The organism is Shimia isoporae (assembly GCF_004346865.1).
In the GTDB taxonomy this organism is placed as follows: Bacteria; Pseudomonadota; Alphaproteobacteria; order Rhodobacterales; family Rhodobacteraceae; genus Shimia; species Shimia isoporae.
The window spans coordinates 2,297,781-2,314,195 of sequence record NZ_SMGR01000001.1; the positions used below are offsets into that span (position 1 = coordinate 2,297,781).

Annotated in this window: 16 protein-coding genes; 5 read left to right on the top strand and 11 right to left on the bottom strand. The window is 57.7% G+C overall.

The features are described 5' to 3' along the window. Window positions 1–123 precede the first annotated feature (123 nt). Window positions 124–402 carry a hypothetical protein gene (locus tag BXY66_RS20490; protein ID WP_165929157.1) on the top strand — a complete coding sequence of 93 codons (279 nt, stop codon included), beginning with the start codon at window positions 124–126 and terminating at the stop codon, window positions 400–402. A gap of 382 nt (window positions 403–784) precedes the next feature. Here BXY66_RS20490 and upp read toward each other — a convergent pair whose 3' ends face one another. Genes upp through BXY66_RS11295 form a run of 6 tightly spaced genes read right to left on the bottom strand, consistent with a single transcriptional unit; the run spans window position 785 to window position 6,420 of the window. Then, a complete protein-coding gene (upp, locus tag BXY66_RS11270) occupies window positions 785–1,417 on the bottom strand; it encodes a uracil phosphoribosyltransferase (RefSeq protein WP_132860199.1) in 633 nt (210 codons plus the stop codon). After that, window positions 1,414–2,400, bottom strand: a complete 987-nt coding sequence (locus BXY66_RS11275; protein WP_132860200.1) for an adenosine deaminase — start codon at window positions 2,398–2,400, stop codon at window positions 1,414–1,416. The genes upp and BXY66_RS11275 overlap by 4 nt, the downstream gene beginning before the upstream one ends. Further along, entirely contained in the window at window positions 2,397–3,605 is a 1,209-nt protein-coding gene (locus BXY66_RS11280; protein WP_132860201.1) for a phosphopentomutase, read from the bottom strand. Before BXY66_RS11280 ends, BXY66_RS11275 begins: the two co-directional genes overlap by 4 nt. Beyond that, complete coding sequence (locus BXY66_RS11285) at window positions 3,605–4,909, bottom strand: thymidine phosphorylase (protein ID WP_132860202.1); 1,305 nt, start codon at window positions 4,907–4,909, stop codon at window positions 3,605–3,607. The genes BXY66_RS11280 and BXY66_RS11285 overlap by 1 nt, the downstream gene beginning before the upstream one ends. Before the next feature lie 15 nt (window positions 4,910–4,924). Continuing rightward, complete coding sequence (locus tag BXY66_RS11290; protein ID WP_132860203.1) at window positions 4,925–5,332, bottom strand: cytidine deaminase; 408 nt, start codon at window positions 5,330–5,332, stop codon at window positions 4,925–4,927. Next, the gene (locus BXY66_RS11295) at window positions 5,329–6,420 is read right to left on the bottom strand and encodes a cupin domain-containing protein (protein ID WP_132860432.1); all 1,092 of its coding nucleotides are present in this window, start codon (window positions 6,418–6,420) and stop codon (window positions 5,329–5,331) included. Before BXY66_RS11295 ends, BXY66_RS11290 begins: the two co-directional genes overlap by 4 nt. A gap of 151 nt (window positions 6,421–6,571) precedes the next feature. Between BXY66_RS11295 and BXY66_RS11300 the strand changes: the two genes are divergently transcribed. Further along, window positions 6,572–8,851 carry an NADP-dependent malic enzyme gene (locus BXY66_RS11300; protein WP_132860204.1) on the top strand — a complete coding sequence of 760 codons (2,280 nt, stop codon included), beginning with the start codon at window positions 6,572–6,574 and terminating at the stop codon, window positions 8,849–8,851. Window positions 8,852–8,899: 48 nt separating this feature from the next. On the opposite strand, the gene BXY66_RS11305 is transcribed toward BXY66_RS11300, so the two are convergent. Then, entirely contained in the window at window positions 8,900–10,132 is a 1,233-nt protein-coding gene (locus BXY66_RS11305; protein ID WP_132860205.1) for a hypothetical protein, read from the bottom strand. Window positions 10,133–10,418: 286 nt separating this feature from the next. Between BXY66_RS11305 and BXY66_RS11310 the strand changes: the two genes are divergently transcribed. Then, a complete protein-coding gene (locus tag BXY66_RS11310) occupies window positions 10,419–12,311 on the top strand; it encodes a propionyl-CoA synthetase (RefSeq protein WP_132860206.1) in 1,893 nt (630 codons plus the stop codon). Window positions 12,312–12,351: 40 nt separating this feature from the next. Here BXY66_RS11310 and BXY66_RS11315 read toward each other — a convergent pair whose 3' ends face one another. The 3 genes from BXY66_RS11315 to BXY66_RS11325 form a co-directional block, all read right to left on the bottom strand. Then, window positions 12,352–12,786 carry an RrF2 family transcriptional regulator gene (locus tag BXY66_RS11315; protein ID WP_132860207.1) on the bottom strand — a complete coding sequence of 145 codons (435 nt, stop codon included), beginning with the start codon at window positions 12,784–12,786 and terminating at the stop codon, window positions 12,352–12,354. A 106-nt stretch (window positions 12,787–12,892) separates the two neighbouring features. Next, window positions 12,893–13,129 (bottom strand): hypothetical protein, encoded by a 237-nt coding sequence (locus BXY66_RS11320; RefSeq protein ID WP_132860208.1) that lies wholly within the window; start codon window positions 13,127–13,129, stop codon window positions 12,893–12,895. 115 nt (window positions 13,130–13,244) lie between these two features. Continuing rightward, window positions 13,245–14,006 (bottom strand): NAD kinase, encoded by a 762-nt coding sequence (locus tag BXY66_RS11325; protein ID WP_132860209.1) that lies wholly within the window; start codon window positions 14,004–14,006, stop codon window positions 13,245–13,247. A 181-nt stretch (window positions 14,007–14,187) separates the two neighbouring features. Between BXY66_RS11325 and glyA the strand changes: the two genes are divergently transcribed. Continuing rightward, window positions 14,188–15,480 carry a serine hydroxymethyltransferase gene (gene glyA, locus BXY66_RS11330; protein WP_132860210.1) on the top strand — a complete coding sequence of 431 codons (1,293 nt, stop codon included), beginning with the start codon at window positions 14,188–14,190 and terminating at the stop codon, window positions 15,478–15,480. A 68-nt stretch (window positions 15,481–15,548) separates the two neighbouring features. Then, on the top strand, window positions 15,549–16,085 hold the full coding sequence (locus tag BXY66_RS11335) for an RNA 2'-phosphotransferase (protein ID WP_132860211.1): 537 nt from the start codon (window positions 15,549–15,551) through the stop codon (window positions 16,083–16,085). A 104-nt stretch (window positions 16,086–16,189) separates the two neighbouring features. Here BXY66_RS11335 and BXY66_RS20495 read toward each other — a convergent pair whose 3' ends face one another. Beyond that, on the bottom strand, window positions 16,190–16,396 hold the full coding sequence (locus BXY66_RS20495; RefSeq protein ID WP_165929158.1) for a hypothetical protein: 207 nt from the start codon (window positions 16,394–16,396) through the stop codon (window positions 16,190–16,192). Window positions 16,397–16,415 lie beyond the last annotated feature (19 nt).

Consider the following 16,415-nt stretch of genomic DNA (forward strand, 5'->3'; position numbering starts at 1 on the left):
CCACTTCCCGGCGTCACTGGAGACTCGGCTTGAGGTCCACACCGTACCTTAAGCCCCTTGTAGGTCGTCGCACCTCCGCGACAGGGTGAGGCACTTCCCGCTGCGCGCGCGGGCTGCGTCGAAGTGCGCCTCGTCTGGGTCGGCGCGGTTGTGGTTGTGGTTGTGGTCGTCGTCGGAGCGGCCACCGGCTTGGGTGCCGTTGTCGTGGTCGTTGTTGCGGGGGGCACAGCAACTGGCGTCGTAAACAAGGGTTTCTTCGTAGACTTTTTCACAGTCGTTTTCGGCGCAGGAGCCGCTATGGCCGCCGGAGCCGTAGCGGTCGCCGCAGGCGCTGTCGTGGTCTGCGGTTTCTTTGGCGTTCCGAAAAGAGTGGGGCCGTCTGTAGGTGTCGCCGCAGGCTGAATTTGAACGACATTCTTGTCGATCTTCGGCGGAGGGGCAGTGCCCGCGACAGGCTTGTCAAACGTCGGTTTGAACCCGCACACAACCTTGCGGTCGCGCGTCACCCGCGGCACCCACGCGACGCTGCCATCAATGCCCGCACGGATATAGACGCAGCCGCGGCTGTCGACATACTGCTTGCCTTGATAACTCGCCGGCGGGAATTCGGCCGGGGAGTCCATTGGCGAAAAGGACTGAGCGTGTACCACGCCTAAGCCCAAAGATGCCACGATCACATTGATCGCGATGACTCTGGTCAGTTTCATTTTGCCCCCACAAGATGTAGGGGCAACTTTGCCGGAATTATCTAAATGAGTAAACCGCTGATATTATTAAATTTGCGTCAGCGTGTGCCAAACATCCGGTCACCTGCATCACCGAGTCCAGGCAGGATATACCCTTTCTCGTTCAGCCGTTCGTCAAGTGCGGCGGTCACGATAGGCACGTCCGGATGGGCCTCCTTCATGCGTGCGACACCTTCGGGCGCGGCAAGCAGACAAAGGAAGCGAATGTTCTGCGCGCCTTCTTTCTTCAACAAGTCAATCGCCGCCGCAGAAGAGTTGCCTGTCGCCAGCATCGGATCGACTGCGATCACCAGTCGGTCATTCAACTCGCTGGGCGCTTTGAAGTAGTATTGCACCGGCTCAAGCGTTTCTTCATCGCGGTACAGCCCCACGAAACCGACACGCGCAGATGGTACCAGTTCGAGCATACCATCCAGAAGGCCGTTACCTGCACGCAAAATCGATACAAGCGCCAGCTTGCGACCAGCGAGAGTCGGCGCGTCCATCTCCACCATTGGCGTCTTGATCTTCTTGGTGGTCATTGGCAACTCGCGGGTCACCTCATAGGCCAAAAGCTGGCTGATCTCGCGAAGCAGACGGCGAAATTCGGCGGTCGAAGTCGCTTCGTCGCGCATAATCGTCAGCTTGTGCTGCACCAGCGGGTGATCAACGACGGTCAGATGGTCCATCAGATTTTCTCCAGTCTCTCGGCTACGGTTTTCTTTGTTTCGGCGTCACAGAAGGCCGCGTCAAGCGCCGTGGCATTCAATGCGCGGAAATCTTCTTCGGTCCAGCCAAACGCCTTTTCAAGCTCCTCGTACTCGCGACGCATGGTGGTGTGAAAGAATGGAGGATCATCGGTACTGACCGTGACTTTGACTCCTGCGTCCCGAAGCTTCTGGATCGGGTGACTGACAAAATCAGGAAACAGTCCCAAAACGACATTCGAACCGGGACAAACTTCAAGTGTGACCTGCCGCGCCGCCAGTTCTTTGACCAGATCGGGGTCTTCCATCGCACGTACACCGTGTCCGATCCGCTCGACATTCAGGTCCTTGATCGCGTCCCATACGCTCTCTGGTCCGCCAAACTCCCCCGCATGGGTGGTCAAACGCAAACCGGCTTCCTTGGCCTGCTCAAATGCATAGGAGAACGCGCCTTGGCTGAACTGGCCTTCGTCGCCGCCCATCCCAAATCCGGTGACGAAGTCACCCGCTGTTTCCGCTGCACACAATGACGAGGCGCGGGATTTCTCCGGCCCAAAGTGGCGCACCGCAGTGATCACGCCGCGCAACGTGATACCGTGCTTGGCTTCGGCCGCCGATGCCGCTTCCTCAATAGCCGCGAGGTATTCGCGCCATGCTCCGACATCGCCACCGCCACAGAAATCAGGGCTCAGGAAACTCTCGGTGTAAACCACCCCGTTCGCAGCGCTCTCTTCCAGAATAGCGGTTGTCAGCCGCGCGAACTCCTCAGGTCCGGTCAAAACGGAACTTGCCGCCTCATAAACGCTGAGAAAATGCACAAAGTTCTCGAACGCATATCCGCCATCCGCCGTGAAAACCTTGCTCAGGTCCACGTTCTTTTCATGCGCCAATTGCTTGATAAAAGCCGGCGGCGCCGCACCTTCATGATGCAGGTGCAACTCGACTTTCGGCAGATCCGCTACGCTCACAAAAAACTCCTTCCGCGCGGGGGAGTTACCCCCAAATGGGTCGCCAAGGTTGCGGCGACGTCCACAAAATCCAAAATTCCGGCCTCTTTCGTGCCGACACCGGCACACAGAACCGGCACACGCTCCCGCGTGTGATCGGTGCCGGACCAACTCGGGTCATTGCCGTGATCCGCCGTCAGGATCAAGAGGTCACCTTCCCGCATTTTATCCATAAATGCGCCGATCTCCGTATCGAACCATTCCAGGGCCTTGGCATAACCGGAGATATCCCTCCGATGCCCGTATAAGCTGTCGAATTCCACAAAGTTCGCAAAGGTCAGGCTGCCGTTTTCAGCCTCATCACCCCATCGATGCAAATCCTGCATCAGCTTGGCGTCGCTGCCCTTTGTACAATCATCGATGCCCGCCATGGTAAAGATGTCGCCGATTTTCCCGACGCCATGCACTTTTCCACCTGCATCTTGAATCCAGTTGGTCAACACGGCTTCTGGTGGCGCAATGGCATAGTCGCGACGGTTGGTCGTACGCGAGTACCCCCGCTCTGCGTCCCCGACGAACGGCCGTGCAATCACGCGTCCAATCTTCATCGCATGCAATGTTGGCGCCAAATCACGGCAAAGTCCCAGCAACTTATCGAGCCCGAAGTGATCTTCATGCGCGGCGATCTGAAACACGCTGTCCGCTGACGTATAGCAAATCGGAAAGCCCGTTCGGATATGCTCGTCTGCCAACTCATTGATAATCACCGTCCCAGATGCGTGACAGTTCCCTAGGATCCCATCGGTGCCGGCGAGACGGCAGACTTCGGTCACCAATTCTTCCGGGAAACAAGGCGTTTCCACGGGGAAATAACCCCAATCCCAAGGCACCGGCAAACCTGCCAGTTCCCAATGCCCCGAAGGCGTGTCCTTTCCCGGGGATTGCTCCGTCGCTGCGCCCCAGACGCCGGATGGCTCGGCATCCAGCCCTGGTACGTTTGCGCCACTGGCCAATCGCGTCGCTGCGCCCAGCCCAAGCGCGTCCAGATGTGGAACCCTCAGCGGACCGGAACGTCCTTCTTCCGCCCGCCCCGCCGCGCAAGCCTGCGCTATGTGGGCCAAGGTGTTTGAACCTGTGTCCGGCACCGCACCGTTGAAAAACCGTCCCGCATCGGGTGCGCCGCCAATGCCAACCGAATCCATCACTACCAAAAACGCGCGCGTCATTACCGGTTCCTCTCATGAATAAGAGGCGGGATATCCGGCATTTCATCCGAAATGACAATCGCCGAAAGCACAGCCGCCGTAACCTCCTCGGCCTTATCTTCGCGTGCGGCATGCAGGCGCAATAAGTTGTCGCCGATTTCGACGCGATCTCCCAATCTCACCACTTCGGAAAACCCGACAGAAGGATCGATCACGTCGCTTTCCACCTGACGACCGCCGCCAAGCCCGACGACGGCAAGACCAAGGGCCTCTCCATCGATGGCCGATACATATCCCGCACGCTTGGCCTTCACCGGACGAATAACCGAGGCTTCCGGCAAGAACCGCCGCCATTCTTCGACGAACCGCACCGGCCCGCCCTGTGCGGACACCATTTTCCCAAATGCTTCGGCGGCTGACCCGTCCGCCAAAGCTGCAACCATTTTTGCAACGCCATCTTCGACGTCCGTTGCCAACTTGGCGTTGGCCAACAGCACGCCCCCAAGCGATACGCTCAACTCTGCCAAAGGGCCGCCTTTCGATCCGCACAGCACTTCCATGCACTCGGCGACCTCAAGCGCGTTGCCAAGACTGGGCGCCAAGGGTTGGTTCATATCCGAAATCACTGCACTTGTCGGACACCCTGCCAAATTTGCGGTGCTGACCAGTGACTGCGCCAGCGCTTCTGCATCATCCAGCGTTTTCATGAACGCTCCTGAGCCGAGCTTTACATCCAGAACCAACCCCTGCAGCCCAGCCGCGAGCTTTTTTGAAAGGATCGACGCGGTGATGAGATCCAAGCTCTCGACCGTCCCCGTCACATCGCGGATCGCATAGAGGCGTTTGTCCGCCGGAGCGATATCAGCCGTCGCACTGACGATCGACGCACCGCAGTCTCGAACGACCTGAGCAAACCGGCCTTCATCAAGACCCGTTTGATACCCTGCAATGGCTTCAAGTTTGTCCAAAGTGCCGCCGGTGTGTCCAAGGCCGCGGCCCGAAACCATTGGCACAAATGCACCGCACGCCGCCAACGCAGGCGCCAGCACAAGGCTGACACAATCGCCGACACCGCCAGTGGAATGCTTGTCGAGAACAGGCCCTGGCAATTCCCAGACCATGGTATCGCCGCTGTCCCGCATTGCGAGTGTCAGAGCCACGCGCCCTTCTTCGGTCAGCCCCCGCAAACATACACCCATAGCAAATGCACCGGCCTGCGCGTCGCTGACCACCCCATCGGCCAATCCTTTGGCAAACCACGCAAGCTCTTCGCGGCTTGGGTCTTCCCCGCGTCTCAACTGGGCGATGATCGCACGTGCATCCATCCGCAAATCTCCTGCTTAGTCGCGGTCTTTGTGATCGGCATCCATGTGATCAGAACCAAAGGCGCCAGGCAGAAGTTCGGCCATTGTCATCGTCACACGCACACCGTCCAGGTTAGCAAGCGTCACAACAGCGTCGCCCGCGGCAAACTCAGCCAGCTTTTGACGGCACCCGCCGCAGGGACTGACCGGCTCTTTGCTGTCGGCGACGACAAACACTTCTTTGAGCCTCGTTTCTCCCGCCGCCACCATAGCCGCAATTGCGCCGGCCTCCGCACAAGTACCTTCCGGGTAAGCAATATTCTCGACATTGCAGCCGGAATAGACGACGCCGCTCATGGAACGGATCGCTGCGCCGACCTTAAAGTTTGAATAGGGCGCATACGCATGTTCACGCACCGCAAAAGCAGATTTTTCGAGGCTCATTCTTCTATCACTTTCGTCTTGAAGGCCCCTGCAAGCGTGACTTCGAGCAATTCGATGTCCGCACTGGGGTCGGTGTAACGGGTTTTCATTCCTGGCGGGATCACAAAGGCATCACCGGCTTCAAGTGCAAAGGGGTCGCGCCCTTCGCCCTCCAAAACCATCGTGCCCTTCATCACAAAGGTAAAGTGGATATCTGCGTCATGCCGCGCCCACTGGGGATTGCCCGTGCCGCGCCGGATCACTTGAACGCCGGCAACATTTCTGGTGTTCGCGGCAATCGTCGTGTCGCGGCACACGAACCCGGGCAGCCTGAAATCCGTCCACTCCGCCCCCTCTGCCAGATTGTGCACAAACCGCTGTCCGTCCCACTCCCTGTCCGGGCGCTCATGCGGCGTCGGCAATGCCATTTCATGATCGATCTCTGTCACGTGGTCAGCGGGCACACCGATCTCGATGACTTGCAGATCATCACTGGCTTCGCACACCATGTGACGGATCTCGGGCGGCTGGATGAAACAGTCACCCGCGTTCAGTCGACGCATCCCACCTTGATCTTCATAAAGAACATCCACCCATCCGTTCACACAGAAAATCAGCTGAAACCCCACTTTGTGGTAATGCACCATATCGGGCACCGGACCGCCGTCCGGAATACGGATATGGCTCGCAATCATTGCGCCGCCCAACCGGTCCGGCACCAGATCGCGATAGTGCATCCCCGCGCGTCCGATCACCCACGGCGCCTGATCCGCAAGCCGCCGCACCACAAACGAGTGCTGGACCTTCGGCAATACCAATGGCGGATTCAGTTCGTCGATCTCCACCCGGGTGCCGTTCGGCGCGGTCAGTTCCCGTGCCCCCTCTGCAAAACCATCGGGATCTTCCGTCAGGATACGGATCATACCGGGACCTTCAGGCGCCCCTTTTTCGATACGGAGCCGCAGACCGTGTCCGGAAAAAACGGCAATCGTGGGATCGTCCGCCGGATAGATCATATCCATCCGCATTTTCAGCGTTTTGGTGTAAAAAGGGATATCGTCCCGCAGCTCGTCTGTGGGAAGCCGTACCTCCGCCCGAATGTCCAAAATATCTGCTCCCTCACGTGATTTGGCCGAGAATGAAACCAAATGGTCAAAATTTCAAGATGCTGCCGTTGCGTCAGGATTGCCCATTTTCACCGCGACAAAACTAGTTTAAGGCTCAACTATCTCCGAAAACCCCTGATCCGAGGTAACCCGAATGTCCGACAACCGCACCCAATCGCTCCGCGATGCGGCCCTGTTCTACCACGCAAATCCCAAACCGGGTAAGCTCGAAATCCGCGCCACCAAACCGCTCGCCAACGGGCGCGACCTCTCGCGCGCTTACTCCCCCGGCGTCGCAGAAGCCTGCCTCGAGATCAAGGATGATCCTGCCAACGCCGCACTCTATACAGCGCGCCAAAATCTGGTGGCTGTCGTCTCCAATGGCTCCGCTGTGCTCGGCCTTGGAAACATAGGTGCGCTAGCCTCAAAGCCTGTGATGGAAGGCAAGGCCGTCCTATTCAAGAAATTTGCCAACATCGATTGCTTCGACATCGAGCTTGACGAAAAGGACCCCGAGAAACTAGCTGACATTGTCTGCGCAATGGGCCCGACGTTCGGCGCCATCAACCTTGAGGATATCAAGGCACCGGATTGCTTCATTGTTGAGAAGCTCTGCCGAGAGCGAATGAATATTCCGGTATTTCACGACGATCAGCACGGCACAGCTATTGTCGTCGGCGCCGCAGCAACCAATGCCCTGAGGGTGGCGGGCAAGAAATTCGAAGACATCAAAATCGTCTCTACCGGTGGCGGCGCAGCGGGGATCGCATGCCTCAACATGCTGCTGAAGCTCGGCGTCAAGCGCGAGAACGTTTGGCTCTGCGACATCCACGGCCTTGTGTATGAAGGCCGGACCGAAGACATGAACCCGCAGAAGGCCGAATTTGCCCAATCCACCGACCTGCGAACTCTCGCGGAGGTAATGGACGAAGCGGACATGTTCCTAGGCCTCTCTGGCCCTGGCGTTCTCAAGCCTGAACTGGTGTCCAAGATGGCCGCGCAGCCCATCATATTTGCGCTCGCGAACCCGACACCCGAAATCATGCCTGATGAAGCCCGCAAGGTTGCGCCGGACGCCATCATCGCCACGGGGCGATCGGATTTCCCCAATCAGGTCAACAATGTCCTTTGTTTCCCATTTATCTTCCGCGGGGCTTTGGATGTTGGCGCGACGGAGATCAATGATGAAATGTGCGTCGCCTGCGTGAACGGCATTGCCGAACTGGCACGCGCAACCACCTCCGCCGAAGCCGCCGCGGCGTATAAAGGCGAGCAACTCACCTTTGGGGCCGACTATCTGATCCCGAAACCCTTCGATCCGCGCCTCGTCGGCGTTGTTTCCGCCGCAGTTGCGCAAGCCGCAATGGAAAGCGGGGTTGCCCAGCGCCCGATCGAAGACCTCGAAGCCTACACGCACAAGCTCAACCAGTCGGTGTTCAAATCCGCGCTTCTTATGCGCCCTGTTTTTGAAGCCGCCTCAAACGCTGCCCGGCGCATCGTCTTTGCCGAAGGGGAAGACGAACGCGTACTCCGCGCAGCGCAGGCGATCCTCGAGGAAACCACCGAAACTCCCATCCTGATTGGTCGTCCCGAGGTCATCGAAGCCCGCTGCGAACGTGCGGGCCTCACGATCCGGCCGGGTTCAGATTTCCAGATCGTGAATCCGGAAAATGACCCGCGCTACTTTGACTACTGGAACAGCTATCACGAGCTCATGGAACGCGAAGGCGTCACGCCCGACCTCGCCAAAGCGATCATGCGCACCAACACAACCGCTATCGGCGCCATCATGGTTCATCGCGAGGAGGCCGACAGTCTGATTTGCGGCACCTTCGGAGAATACCGCTGGCATCTGAACTACGTGCAACAAGTGCTTGGCAATGCCTCCTTGTCGCCACACGGCGCGCTGTCGCTAATGATCCTTGAAGACGGTCCGCTCTTTATCGCCGACACACAAGTTCATGAGCTTCCCAGCCCCGAACATATCGCGCGCATCACCGAAGGCGCCGCCCGTCACGTGCGCCGCTTCGGTCTGGAACCCAAGATAGCGCTTTGCTCGCAAAGTCAGTTTGGCAACCATCGCCAAGGCTCCGGCAAACGCCTGCGCGAAGCAATGGCGATCCTAGACAGCCGCCCACGCGACTTTACCTACGAAGGCGAAATGAACGTCGACACGGCTCTCGATCCGGAACTCCGCGCCCGCATCTTCCCTCGTACACGCCTCGAAGGGTCGGCCAATGTGTTGGTATTTGCCCATGCGGACGCGGCTTCCGCCGTGCGCAACATTCTGAAAATGCGTGCCGATGCACTGGAGGTAGGACCGATCCTGATGGGAATGGGCAACAAGGCGCACATCGTGAGCCAGTCCATCACCGCCCGTGGCCTTCTAAACATGGCCGCGATCGCCGGAACGCCGGTGACCCATTACGGCTAAAACAAAGCCAGGTGCGCGGCCGCCCGCGCACCTGCTCTTGAAGAATCTTCAGGCCTCTACCTTCAAATCTTCGCGCAATTTCTTGTCTTTACTGGGCCGCCAGATGAACTGGTCCAGCACATAGTGATGCATCTGGAAACCAAGTGTCAGCATCACGTAAAACGCGATCCACGTGGTTCCACCAATTTCCAGCTGATCCCCCCACACCGGTCCCGGCGCACAAACTTTGATGCGCCCGATCAGACAACCAAGCCCCCATACAGGCAGGGAAATCGCCGCAATAGCAAAGGCCAGATAAATCCAGAAGTTGCGCGACAACTTGGCTGCAAACCCATAAGTCTTCTCTGCCTTTGCCGGCTCTCCGCCATAGCGGTTCTCGTTATAGAACCAGACAATCGCGAGGTACTGAACGTCGTGATAGATCGTCACAATCATGGTGAACACGAGCAGGCTCGTAAACAAAAGGTGGTCCGAATAACACATGTAAAGGTGCAACGGCAGGACCGCCGCCAGAAACGCAAGCTTGGGCAAGGCAATTTTGTCGCCACGGCTCACCCTTTGCACTTGTCGCGCGACAAACACGCCAAGCAGACCGACAACGATCGCCATTGTCGCCAACACAACCCAAAGCTCCCATTGCAAAGCCGCGACATAGTCAAACCATGACTGCCCGGCGTCCCGCTCCGGAAAGGTCAGCCGCCCCTCAAGCCCCACACGCCGCCGCGCACCCGCGTGCCGTGCCAGAAACGCCACAAAAGGCACCAGCAGACAGCCATAGAGCACCCAACTGTCGATCCGCGCATCCTTGGTGCCGGTCTCTCCGTTCACACGGTGATAAAGCCGCAAAATCCCGTAATGCTGGCGGGTTACATGCCAATAGGCCCACAAGCTCACAACGATCATGAACCCGTACCAAGGTGCCTTCCAGAATGGTGCCCCCAAGGCCTCAAGCCCATAAGAAACTGCAAGCGTGACCGGCCCGACCAGAAACACACCAAGCGACAGGATCAGAAGGCGAGGCATTTGCTTGCGTGCCTCACGATCAAGATATGTGCGGCTGTAAGTGGCAAAGAAATGCGGCGTGTCCAACACGATGACCCAAACCAGCCATACCAGGATCATGTTCCACCCCAGCACCAGATAGATGCCAAAGATGAGCCATCCAGACAGAACCGACCCAATCAGAAAGATCAGATCTCTCCGTGCACTGAAGACCCAGTTCATCTTGAAAAACCGATCCAACCCGACGCTCTGATCCGGTTGTAAATGAATATCCGCCATTGGCTTTCCCTCTATTGCCAAAACAATGACGCGCCGACAGCAAAGCTGTCAACAGAACCTCACAGTTACCGTGGCGATTCGTCCGGCGGCAAAAAATTTGCAACTTTGCAAACCTCCAAGTCGGAGTTTGCGGCGAATTCCAAAGAAGGAGTGGTTTGCAAATCTTTGCAGGGTCAAATCGCAAACTCTGCAAATTTTCTGCGATAATCTGCCACGCCATAGCCTCCCGCTCTTGCCGCAACGGCACCTGCTCCCCTATGCCTGAGACAAGGAAGAGGAGGACCCCATGTCGTACAAAGACGTCTATCAGAACTGGCAGGACGACCACGAAGGCTTCTGGCTTGAGGCTGCCAGCTATATTGACTGGGACAAAGCTCCCAGCAAAGCACTGACCGACAAAGGCAACGGTCTGTATGAATGGTTCTCCGACAGTTTGGGCAACACTTGCTACAACGCTGTCGACAGACACGTCGAAGCGGGTCGGGGCGATCAGACCGCGATCATCTACGACAGCCCGATCACCGGCAAGAAAGACAAGGTGTCCTTCTCCGAATTGCGCGACCAAGTCGCTTCACTTGCCGGAGGCTTGGCAGACAAAGGTGTTGCCAAAGGCGATCGCGTTATCATTTACATGCCGATGGTTCCCGAAGCGCTTGTGGCCATGCTGGCTTGTGCCCGCCTCGGCGCAATACACTCTGTTGTGTTTGGCGGCTTTGCCTCCAACGAACTGGCCGTTCGCATCGACGACGCAAAACCCAAGGCCATCATCGCTGCCTCTTGCGGCCTCGAGCCGGGTCGTGTGGTCCACTACAAGCCTCTTGTTGACGGCGCCATCGAACTGGCAGACCACAAGCCGGACTTCTGCGTGATACTCCAACGCGAGCAAGAGCGCGCGGATCTGATCGATGGTCGCGACGTGGACTGGCACGACTTTCAGGCCAATACACCGGAAGCCGATTGCGTTCCGGTCGAAGGCAACCACCCGCTCTATATCCTCTACACTTCCGGCACCACTGGCGCCCCCAAGGGTGTGATCCGAGCCTCCGCAGGCCATATGGTCGCGCTCTATTGGACAATGGAGAAAATCTACGACGTAAAGCCGGGCGATGTGTTCTGGGCAGCCTCCGACGTCGGTTGGGTCGTCGGTCATAGCTACATCTGCTATGGTCCGCTCCTGCACGGCAACACAACCGTCGTCTTCGAAGGCAAACCTGTGGGTACGCCTGATGCAGGTACTTTCTGGCGGGTTATCGACGAACACAACGTCCGCAGCTTCTTCACCGCACCCACTGCGATCCGTGCCGTGAAACGAGAAGATCCCACCGGCCAGCTCATGAAGGACTATGACCTGTCCTCATTGCGCGCGCTGTTCCTGGCGGGCGAACGCGCAGACCCGGACACCATTCAATGGGCCTTTGACCACCTCAAGGTTCCGGTTGTGGATCACTGGTGGCAGACCGAAACCGGCTTCGCCATTGCAGCCAACCCGCTTGGCGTGGAGGAGATCCCCGTGAAAATCGGTAGCCCGTCTGTCCCGATGCCAGGCTACGATGTCGAAATTCTCGACGAAGGCGGCAACCCGCTCGGTCCGAACGAGCTGGGCGCCATTGCAATCAAACTGCCTCTGCCACCTGGCACCCTCCCCGGCCTGTGGAACGCCGAAGACCGTTTCCGCAAGAGCTATCTCAGCACCTTCCCCGGCTACTATGAAACCGGCGATGCCGGCATGATCGACGAAGACGGCTACCTTTACATCATGGCGCGTACGGATGACGTCATAAACGTCGCGGGTCACCGCCTGTCCACCGGCGGCATGGAAGAAGTTCTTGCATCGCACCCCGATGTTGCAGAATGCGCTGTGATCGGCGTTTCTGATCAACTGAAAGGCCAGATGCCTGTCGGCTTCCTTTGCCTGAATGCCGGAAGTGATCGGGATCACGCCGAGGTTGCCGCAGAGGTGGTGAAATTGGTTCGCGAAAAAATCGGCCCAGTGGCCGCTTTCAAGCTTGCCGTTGTCGTGGATCGCCTGCCCAAGACCCGCTCCGGTAAAATTCTGCGCGGCACCATGGTGAACATCGCCGATGGTACGCCGTGGAAAATGCCCGCAACCATCGATGATCCTGTAATCCTCGACGAAATCACCGAGGCGCTGAAAACCATCGGTTACGCTGGCGGCTGACACGCGCTCCAAAAGAAGAGGCGCGGACAACCTCCGCGCCTCACTCGATCATTTCAAATATCCGCATCAGATCTGACTTTCGTGCAACCAGCTCGCGTAACGAGTATTGGTCAAAAACGGCAAAAAACGCTTCCTGTGCTTCGCGAAAGATGCTGCGAGCCGAACAGGATGACGTGATCTTGCAGGCGTTGTTGGGACCGAAACATTCTACCGTTGATGTTCGGCTCTCCATCAATCGCAAAACGGCGCCCAAATTGATTTCTTCGGGCGCCCGCGCCAAAACCATTCCGCCGTTTCGACCTTTGGTCGTTTTCAGGAAACCTGCCTCTGACAGCTTCCAGACCACCTTCGTCAGATGGCTTCGGGAGATGTCGTAGGACTCCGCAATTTCCTGAATCTTGCACATCCGCCCGTTTGCGAGCCCGACATAAATCAAGACCCGCAAACCGTAGTCGCTATGAGTTGTGACGCGCATTTACTGAAACGCCGAAAAAGCCAGCATGATCCAAAGAGGGGCTGGCGCCGCAATCCAAACGAGACCCGCGGCAAGGCATTTGTAGAACACTTGACTGTTTTTCATTTTAAACTCCCGGACCGTTCTGGATGACATCGACGACCTCATAAATCGAAAAGGCAAAGAAGGCAGTATATCCCACGACAAAGGCGACCTGTGCGTTGCGGATCAGAAAACGCCCCACCCCGTCTTTCACCTTGATCTCGAACACTTTCCCCATAAGCCCATCTGACGCCAGCATAAGACAAAACGTCAGGAGGAAAACCGCAGTCAACGCTTCGGCGATAAACACAATTACAAACATGGCCATTCCTTATCATTCATATGAAACGAACTAATATGGCGATGGCGATTCTGCAATATAATATTCATTCAAGATGAATATATATTCATTTTCCTAGGAAAATCAGCAACTTGCTTTAGACAAACTGTTCTCTAATAAGGCGTTCTTCCAGTCCGTGCCCCGGGTCGAACAGAATTTTGTGCGCGACAGAAGGCTCGGACCGGATCTCGACACGCACCACGTTTTCAAACGACCGGCTGTCCGCATCCGCCATCACAGGCCTCTTATCTGCCTCGACAACGTCGAACTGGACCTGAGCGCCTTTGGGTAGCAAAGCCCCCCGCCAGCGGCGCGGACGAAATGGCGCGATCGCAGTCAAAGCCAGAACATCCGAGCCGATCGGAAGGATCGGCCCATGCGCTGAGTAGTTATAAGCCGTCGATCCGGCAGGAGTGCTGACCAGCGCCCCGTCGCAGACCAGTTCTTCCATCCGCAAACGCCCGTCCACAGTGATCTTGAGCTTCGCCGCCTGCGGCCCCGCGCGCAAAAGGGACACCTCGTTGATCGCCAGCGCCTCGTGAACGGACCCATCGGCACAGGTCGCTCGCATCGAAAGCGGGTTCAGGACCTCTTCCTCAGCCGCAGCGAGACGTTCAAGCAGATCGCTTTCCAGATAACTGTTCATCAGAAAGCCAACGGTCCCGCGGTTCATGCCATAAACCGGAGCTTCAAGCGTCTGCGTATCGTGCAGCGTCGACAACATGAATCCGTCACCACCAAGCGCAACAATCACGTCCGCATCTTCTGGTGCACAGTCACCATACCGGCCGATCAACGCAGCCCGCGCGGTCTGTGCGACCGGAGCACGACTGGCCATAAAGGCGATTCTTTTCTGCATCTCTACTGGTCCGCCGAGATCGTTTCACAGCCGTCACAAAGTTTCCTATGACGGCATATGTTTATCCCCTGCACCATTCACGGCGTTCAGACAAGACATTGCGTCGTTTTATGACCTTCCGTCCCGTTCATATTTCCTTTAGCTAGCGGCCAACGTGAACACCTGATCTGGAGATGCATCCATGACTGCGACCCGCGACGCCGGCTTTTTCACCGAGTCCCTGTCTTCCCGTGACCCCGAGCTATTTGCTTCCATCACCGACGAGCTGGGCCGCCAGCGCGACGAGATTGAACTGATCGCGTCGGAGAACATTGTCTCCGCGGCAGTGATGGAGGCCCAAGGCTCCGTACTGACCAACAAATACGCCGAAGGCTACCCGGGTCGCCGCTATTACGGTGGGTGCCAATATGTGGACGTAGCGGAAAACCTTGCCATCGATCGCGCCAAAGAGCTCTTCGGCTGTGATTTTGCCAATGTGCAGCCGAACTCCGGTTCTCAGGCAAACCAGGGTGTCTTCACCGCGCTGCTGCAACCTGGCGACACCATCCTCGGCATGTCGCTCGACGCAGGTGGCCACCTGACCCACGGTGCCAAGCCCAACCAGTCCGGCAAATGGTTCAACGCCATCCAATACGGTGTGCGCAAGCAGGACAGCCTGCTGGATTATGATCAGGTCCGCGAACTGGCACTCGAGCACAAACCCAAGCTGATCATCGCTGGCGGCTCCGCCATCCCGCGTCAGATCGACTTTGCCAAGTTCCGCGAAATCGCAGACGAGGTTGGTGCCTACCTGATGGTCGACATGGCGCACTTCGCCGGTCTGGTTGCGGCGGGCGAACACCCCTCGCCCTTCCCGCACGCGGACGTGGCTACTACCACAACCCACAAAACCCTGCGCGGCCCGCGTGGCGGCATGATCCTGACCAACGACGAAACCATCGCCAAAAAGGTCAACTCCGCGATCTTCCCCGGCATTCAGGGCGGCCCGCTGATGCACGTAATTGCGGGCAAGGCAGCGGCCTTTGGCGAAGCGCTGCGCCCGGAATTCAAAGACTACCAGAAACAAGTCCGTGCCAACGCTGTCGCGCTGGCCGATCAACTGGTCAAAGGCGGTCTGGACATCGTCACCGGCGGCACCGACACCCACGTCATGCTGGTCGACTTGCGCCCCAAAGGTGTGAAAGGCAACGCCACCGAGAAAGCCCTTGGTCGCGCCCACATCACCTGCAACAAAAACGGCATTCCGTTTGATCCGGAAAAGCCGATGGTCACCTCCGGCATCCGTCTTGGCACCCCCGCAGGCACCACCCGCGGCTTTGGCGAAGACGAGTTCCGCGCCATTGCCGACATGATTGTCGAAGTGGTCGATGGTCTGGCCGCCAACGGTGAGGAAGGCAACGCCGAGGTTGAGGCCGCGGTGAAAGCCAAGGTCGCGGATCTCTGCGCCAAATTCCCGATGTATCCGAACCTGTAAAACCACAGGTTGCAGAAATCGATTGGCCGTCGCTGGACATTCCAGCGGCGGCCTTTTCTTTTGGCGCCATGACCAAAGACAATTTGAAAACGACCAGTAAGTATTTGAGCTACATCCTGCGTCACGCGCCTGACAGCATCGGCCTGAACCTTGACGCCCGGGGATGGGCGCGGACCGACGACTTAATCGAGAAGTCGGAACACCCGCTCACCCGTGAGTTGATCGCCGAAGTTGTGAGCACCAACGCAAAACAGCGTTTCGCCCTTAGTGAGGACGGAAACCACATTCGCGCAAACCAAGGGCATTCCATCCAGGTTGATCTCGCACTTGCCGAGAAAGCGCCGCCGGAAACGCTGTTTCACGGCACTGCAGAGAAACACCTCGCGTCCATCCGGCGCGACGGGTTGGTCAAAGGCAGCCGGCACCATGTGCATCTCTCGTCGGACACGGCCACCGCAACATCTGTCGGCGGCCGCCATGGCAAACCTGTCGTGCTCACAGTAAATTCAGGTGATATGGCCCGCTCCGGAACAGTTTTCTACCAATCCGACAACGGTGTCTGGCTGGTGGATCATGTACCACCGAAGTTTTTGGTTTGGCACTGAACAGTGCGCTTTCGTGAGCCAGAGATTGGCCAGCGGGCGGGAACTGTTCCGACAATGCACGGAGCGCCCTAATTGGAGTGGCACAAAGACACCTGACGACGCTGTCAGCTGCGCTGCCCGGTCTTTGCCTTGCACAGGTCTATCTCCAAATCGCGAAGATACTCGCGTCGAGCTAGCGGATCTGCCGTAAGATGGGGATAGCTCTCTGACTTCCCCTTGCAGCCGGAAGAAAAAGCCGCCGCCCGGCTCCAGTGGTCTTCGCGCGCCGCAACACGCAAAACGTCAGAAAAAATACCAAACATCGCGTCCATCCTTTTGATTGCTGGATGT